We start from the raw sequence: 4,904 nt of genomic DNA, 5'->3' as shown, positions 1-4,904 counted from the left end.
ATGTCGCGCCCTGCCTGGTCCCTGTTTAACTACCAACTGATCGAGCCGGACGAGCAGCTGGACCTGTTCGCCTGCCAGGAAGTGCGGGTGCATTTGGTGGCGCGTCAATTGGAACTGGGCGGCTCCATCGACCGCACGCTCTGCGGCACTTTATTGCCCGCACAGCCACGCTGGTCATCGGTCAACCGCTCGATTTTTCAAGACCAGCGACTCTGCCCGTTATGCCGGGCGATTCTCGAATCGCAAAAGCGCGGCACGCCGCCGATCTGGCCGGAGCTGCGCTTCGAGCTGTAAAACAGCTTGAAGCTTGGCGCTGCGAAGCCGTATACAATCAGTTTTTCCCTACCCGTCGTCTTGCGAAGGATTTTCCGGATGTTGTCGCGCCTTTCCGTCGTCACCTGCTGCCTGTCTCTTGCTGCGCTTTGTGCGGCGGGTTCGGCGGCGGCCTTGCAGTTGCCCTTGCCGCCGCCCGGTGAGGACATTGTCGGCCAGGTCCAAGTGATCAAGGCCAAGTACGAAGATACCTTTGCTGACCTTGGCACCACCTACGACCTGGGCTATTCGGAAATGGTCGCGGCCAACCCGGGCGTCGATGCCTGGTTGCCGGGCGCGGGCACCGAGATTGTGCTGCCCACACGCTTTATCCTGCCGCCCGGGCCGCGGGAAGGCATTGTGATCAATCTGGCGGAATACCGGCTCTACTACTATCCAAAAGGCCAAAACGTTGTCTATACCTTCCCTCTGGGCATTGGCCGGGAAGGCTGGGGTTCGCCGATCGCCCATACCAGTATCATCGCCAAGACGCCGAACCCGACCTGGACGCCACCGGCCTCGATCAAGGCCGAGCACGCCGCCAACGGTGACCCGCTCCCCAACGTGGTGCCTGCCGGCCCCGACAACCCACTGGGGCCGTTCAAGTTCACCCTGGGCACGCCGGGTTACCTGATTCACGGCTCCAACATGAAGTTTGGTATCGGCACGCGTACCAGCCACGGGTGCTTCCGCATGTTCAATAACAACGTGTTGGAAATGGCGGGCATGGTGCCGGTGGGCACGTCAGTGCGCATCATCAACGACGCGTACAAGTTCGGCAGCAGCGGCGGCAAGGTCTACCTTGAAGCCCACACGCCGTTGAACGATGACGGTACGCCCTCGGTGGTCGACAAGCACACCGCAGTTATCAATGCGTTGCTCAAGCGCGAAGACCTGTCCAATAACCTGCGGGTCAACTGGGACCAGGTACGTGACGTGGTCGCCGCCGAGGATGGCTTGCCGACCGAAATTGGTGTGCCAGGCGCGGCGCCTGTGGCCTCAAGTACGCCGGCCGACCTGCTGTAGGAGCGAGCTTGCTCGCGAAAAACCTGAGGGCGCCGCTGTCATTCAGGACGCCCGCGTCATCGTTGACCACATTCGCGAGCAAGCTCGCTCCTACAGGTGGCGCGTGCCAAATCAAAGGCAAAAAAAAGCCGACCCATAAATGGATCGGCTTGATAACAACCCCGAAGGATTATTACTTGCGGCTTGCTTTTTCAAGCATGCGCAGAGCGCGCTCGTTAGCTTCGTCAGCAGTCTGTTGTGCTTTTTGAGCAGCAGCCAGAGCTTCATCAGCTTTACGGTAGGCTTCGTCTGCACGGGCCTGGGAGCGAGCTGCTGCGTCTTCAGTTGCAGTCAGACGAGCTTCGGTTTCTTTGGAGACGCTGCTGCAACCGGTAGCCAGAACTGCGGCCAGAGCCAGAGCAGAGAATTTCAGAACGTTGTTCATCGTGTTCCCCTTCAAGGACTTTCAATTTAATGGCTACTTTCTCAGAGTGAGCTAATAGCCGGCGTACATACTACCCATTACTTGTAGTAAGTAAACTGACGTTGCGCAAGAAGCAAAAAAATTTCTTGTGCCGAATCTATTTTGGCTAATCTTTTGACGGTTTGTATGAAAACCGTCCAGTTTTTTGCGCCTCGACGAACATTGGATCCAGGCTGAAAGGGCCGGCCCGCATGTGTTAAGCCTTGTAAATCGATGAAATTTTATATAACGAAGCGGGGCACTTTGGTCGCGCTTGGCTTTACTGCGCCAGGCATCTTTTGCGCATCTAGAGGTGACTTTAAGAGCGCCAGTTCGTCTCAAGGTTCAACTGCCGGCAATGTTCAGGCTATCGGTCGCCGATTGATCGAGGCCCTTTCTATATCCATCAGCGGCGGGGAATGACGAGTGCGCCTTGAGCAATTTCAGGTTTGGTGCCTACTATTCCCTATGTGCTGGTTGTGAGCGCTCACGGTTTTCTCGCTGTCGAAACCGGCACGGGGTGGCGTAGATGTTCCTTCGCCGGAAAAACATCGGTAAGGTAGGGTCGTTAATTCAGACCCGCGAGGAGTAGTGATGAGCGAGGCGTTGTCCATCCACCATGACCAGGCTGGTCATCAGTTCGAGACCAATGTGGACGGTCATCGTGCCTACCTGACCTACATGGACCTCGGGAAGCAGACCCTGGATATCTATCGCACCTTCGTGCCCAACGCACTGCGGGGGCGAGGCATTGCGGCTGCGTTGACCGAGGAAGCCTTGAAGTTTGCCGAAGAGGCTGGCTACACGGTGATCCCGTCGTGCTCCTATGTCGAACGCTACATGGAGCGCCACCAGCGCCATGCCGCGAAGCTATAACTGACCAGTTGCCAATAAAAAACGCCGGGCTTAGCCCGGCGTTTTTGTGTGCGCGAAACAGGTACAGGCTCAGGTGCGTTTGCGCTGGGGCAACACGTCCTTGAGTTTGGCATGCATGCTGCGCAGGGTGGTTTCGGTGGCGGACCAGTCGATACAGGCATCGGTGATCGATACGCCGTACTGCAAGTCGGCCAGGTCTTTTGGAATCGCCTGGCAACCCCAGTTCAGATGGCTCTCCACCATCAAGCCGATGATCGACTGGTTGCCTTCCAGGATCTGGTTGGCAACGTTCTCCATCACCAACGGCTGCAACGCCGGGTCTTTGTTGGAGTTGGCGTGGCTGCAATCGACCATGATGTTTGGCTTGATCTTGGCCTTGTTCAGCGCCTGTTCGCACAGGGCGACGCTGACCGAATCATAGTTGGGCTTGCCATTGCCGCCACGCAGCACCACGTGACCGTAGGCGTTGCCCTTGGTGGTCACGATGGACACGCCGCCTTCCTGGTTGATACCCAGGAAACGGTGAGGGCTGGAGACCGATTGCAGCGCATTGATCGCCACGGTCAGGCCGCCGTCGGTGCCGTTCTTGAAGCCTACGGCCGAGGACAGCCCGGACGCCATTTCGCGGTGGGTCTGGGATTCGGTGGTGCGTGCGCCGATAGCCGACCAACTGATCAGGTCCTGCAGGTATTGCGGGGAGATCGGGTCGAGGGCTTCGGTGGCGGTGGGCAGGCCCATTTCAGCCAGGTCCAGCAGCAGCTTGCGACCGATGTGCAAGCCGTCCTGGATTTTGAAGGAGTCGTCCAGGTACGGGTCGTTGATCAAGCCTTTCCAGCCGACGGTGGTACGCGGCTTCTCGAAATACACGCGCATGACCAGGTACAAGGTGTCGGACACCTCAGCTGCCAGCACCTTGAGGCGCTCGGCATATTCGTGGGCGGCCTTGAGGTCGTGGATAGAGCAGGGCCCGATCACCACGAAGAGGCGGTGGTCGGTGCCGTCGAGAATGTCACGGATGACTTCGCGGCCCTTGGTGACGGTCTGCAGGGCAGCGTCGCTCAGGGGGATTTCGCGCTTGAGCTGATCGGGGGTGATCAGGGTCTCGTTGGATTCAACGTTAAGGTCATTGATCGGTAAATCAGCCATCGTGTTACTCGCCAGGGTCACGGGTGCCGGCCGCCAGCTATCCCCGTGCGGCGGGCACAGCATGATTTGAATGCAGGGGGGAGGAACCTTAGCGCGTAACACGGGCCCGCGACAATGGGCAAAGCCCGGTTTAATCCAGCGCTGGCTGCACAACCGCCTCATGGGAGAACTCGCCGGCATGGCGCGACACCCAATCACGGGCCATGGCTTCCAGTTGCGCAGGCGTTGGCTCGGCATCTTCGTGCAGGCGGCAGTAACGCTCGATCTGGCACACTTGCTCGCCCATCCGCGCACCGAACAAGGCGTGTTCGTCGGTAAAGCAGATACCGATGCGATAGCCCTGTTCGACCTTGCGGCACCAGGAAACATAGCCCGGATAACGGGCGCTGGGCCCCAGGGAAGGGATATGCAGATCAACCGCCGTGCCGGCGCGCCAGGCACGCGGCCAATTGCAGGCGATGCCGCCACGGCCGATAGTGTGCAGGCGTTGGCGGGGAAGGGCGGGAGAGGGACGTTGGATCAACTCGACAGCGACATCATCAGGGTGAGGTAAAAAACGACCCATGTACACGGACTCCGAGCGCCGTCCAGTTGACGGCAATGGCAGCAGTATAGTGAAGGAACTGGAATTGACCGACCTGGATATTGACCAGCAATTGCTGGGATTGCCAGGTATTTCGCTGGTAGTGTTCACCAGTGTCGGTTGTACCAGTTGCCGCTGGGCACGCCAGCAATTGCCCGGCTGGCACTTGCCGGTGGACCGCGTGTGCTGGGTGGATGCCGGGCACAACGGCGGTGCGGTGCAACGCTACCAGATCTTTCATTTGCCGGCATTGTTCCTGGTATGCGAGGGTCAATTCCTTGGGCAATTACAGGCACGTCTTACAGCATCCGACCTCGCCGAATGCGTAAACCAGGCGCTAACCCGAACACCAGAGGATTTGCCATGACAGCAGTTGCAGCCCCGTCGCCACGCATTGGCATTATCGGCACCGGTGCCATTGGTGGTTACTACGGACTGATGCTGGCGCGTGCCGGCTTCGACGTGCATTTCCTGTTGCGCAGCGAATACGCCGCGGTGAGCAAGCATGGCCTGCACGTC

At 58.8% G+C, this 4,904-nt stretch carries 8 protein-coding genes; 5 read left to right on the top strand and 3 right to left on the bottom strand.

Translation table 11 applies throughout. From position 1 onward, the window contains the following. The coding region (locus GIW04_RS27905; protein WP_003189866.1) for a hypothetical protein at window positions 1-294 on the top strand (294 nt) is incomplete at its 5' end. A 78-nt stretch (window positions 295-372) separates the two neighbouring features. Next, window positions 373-1,338: a L,D-transpeptidase family protein gene (locus tag GIW04_RS27900; RefSeq protein WP_003189867.1), complete on the top strand. Its 966-nt coding sequence runs from the start codon at window positions 373-375 to the stop codon at window positions 1,336-1,338. Between the two features lie 172 nt (window positions 1,339-1,510). On the opposite strand, the gene oprI is transcribed toward GIW04_RS27900, so the two are convergent. Beyond that, window positions 1,511-1,762: an outer membrane lipoprotei OprI gene (gene oprI, locus GIW04_RS27895; protein WP_003172710.1), complete on the bottom strand. Its 252-nt coding sequence runs from the start codon at window positions 1,760-1,762 to the stop codon at window positions 1,511-1,513. A gap of 612 nt (window positions 1,763-2,374) precedes the next feature. Here oprI and GIW04_RS27890 point away from each other — a divergent pair. Beyond that, window positions 2,375-2,656, top strand: coding sequence for a GNAT family N-acetyltransferase (locus GIW04_RS27890; protein ID WP_003189869.1), 282 nt, complete (start codon window positions 2,375-2,377; stop codon window positions 2,654-2,656). A 69-nt stretch (window positions 2,657-2,725) separates the two neighbouring features. On the opposite strand, the gene GIW04_RS27885 is transcribed toward GIW04_RS27890, so the two are convergent. Both GIW04_RS27885 and GIW04_RS27880 read right to left on the bottom strand, forming a co-directional pair. Then, window positions 2,726-3,802, bottom strand: coding sequence for a 3-deoxy-7-phosphoheptulonate synthase (locus GIW04_RS27885; protein WP_003189871.1), 1,077 nt, complete (start codon window positions 3,800-3,802; stop codon window positions 2,726-2,728). A gap of 130 nt (window positions 3,803-3,932) precedes the next feature. Next, the gene (locus GIW04_RS27880) at window positions 3,933-4,367 is read right to left on the bottom strand and encodes a PilZ domain-containing protein (protein WP_120247712.1); all 435 of its coding nucleotides are present in this window, start codon (window positions 4,365-4,367) and stop codon (window positions 3,933-3,935) included. Here GIW04_RS27880 and GIW04_RS27875 point away from each other — a divergent pair. Both GIW04_RS27875 and GIW04_RS27870 read left to right on the top strand, forming a co-directional pair. After that, on the top strand, window positions 4,366-4,752 hold the full coding sequence (locus GIW04_RS27875; RefSeq protein WP_120247713.1) for a thioredoxin: 387 nt from the start codon (window positions 4,366-4,368) through the stop codon (window positions 4,750-4,752). The two genes, GIW04_RS27880 and GIW04_RS27875, sit on opposite strands and share 2 nt — an antisense overlap. Next, window positions 4,749-4,904, top strand: a 156-nt coding sequence (locus GIW04_RS27870; protein ID WP_329607651.1) for a 2-dehydropantoate 2-reductase N-terminal domain-containing protein, incomplete at its 3' end; no start/stop codon positions are given. The genes GIW04_RS27875 and GIW04_RS27870, both read left to right, overlap by 4 nt.

The organism is Pseudomonas sp. PA-4-8C (genome assembly GCF_021606625.1).
Taxonomy (GTDB): Bacteria; Pseudomonadota; Gammaproteobacteria; order Pseudomonadales; family Pseudomonadaceae; genus Aquipseudomonas; species Aquipseudomonas lactis.
This window is presented reverse-complemented; position numbering and strand designations above follow the sequence as displayed.

Coding starts and splice junctions, on each gene's coding strand:
- GIW04_RS27875 (WP_120247713.1), top strand. CDS start 4,366: ATGTACACGGACTCCGAGCGCCGTCCAGTTGACGGCAATGGCAGCAGT.
- GIW04_RS27890 (WP_003189869.1), top strand. CDS start 2,375: ATGAGCGAGGCGTTGTCCATCCACCATGACCAGGCTGGTCATCAGTTC.
- GIW04_RS27900 (WP_003189867.1), top strand. CDS start 373: ATGTTGTCGCGCCTTTCCGTCGTCACCTGCTGCCTGTCTCTTGCTGCG.
- GIW04_RS27880 (WP_120247712.1), bottom strand. CDS start 4,367: ATGGGTCGTTTTTTACCTCACCCTGATGATGTCGCTGTCGAGTTGATC.
- GIW04_RS27885 (WP_003189871.1), bottom strand. CDS start 3,802: ATGGCTGATTTACCGATCAATGACCTTAACGTTGAATCCAACGAGACC.
- oprI (WP_003172710.1), bottom strand. CDS start 1,762: ATGAACAACGTTCTGAAATTCTCTGCTCTGGCTCTGGCCGCAGTTCTG.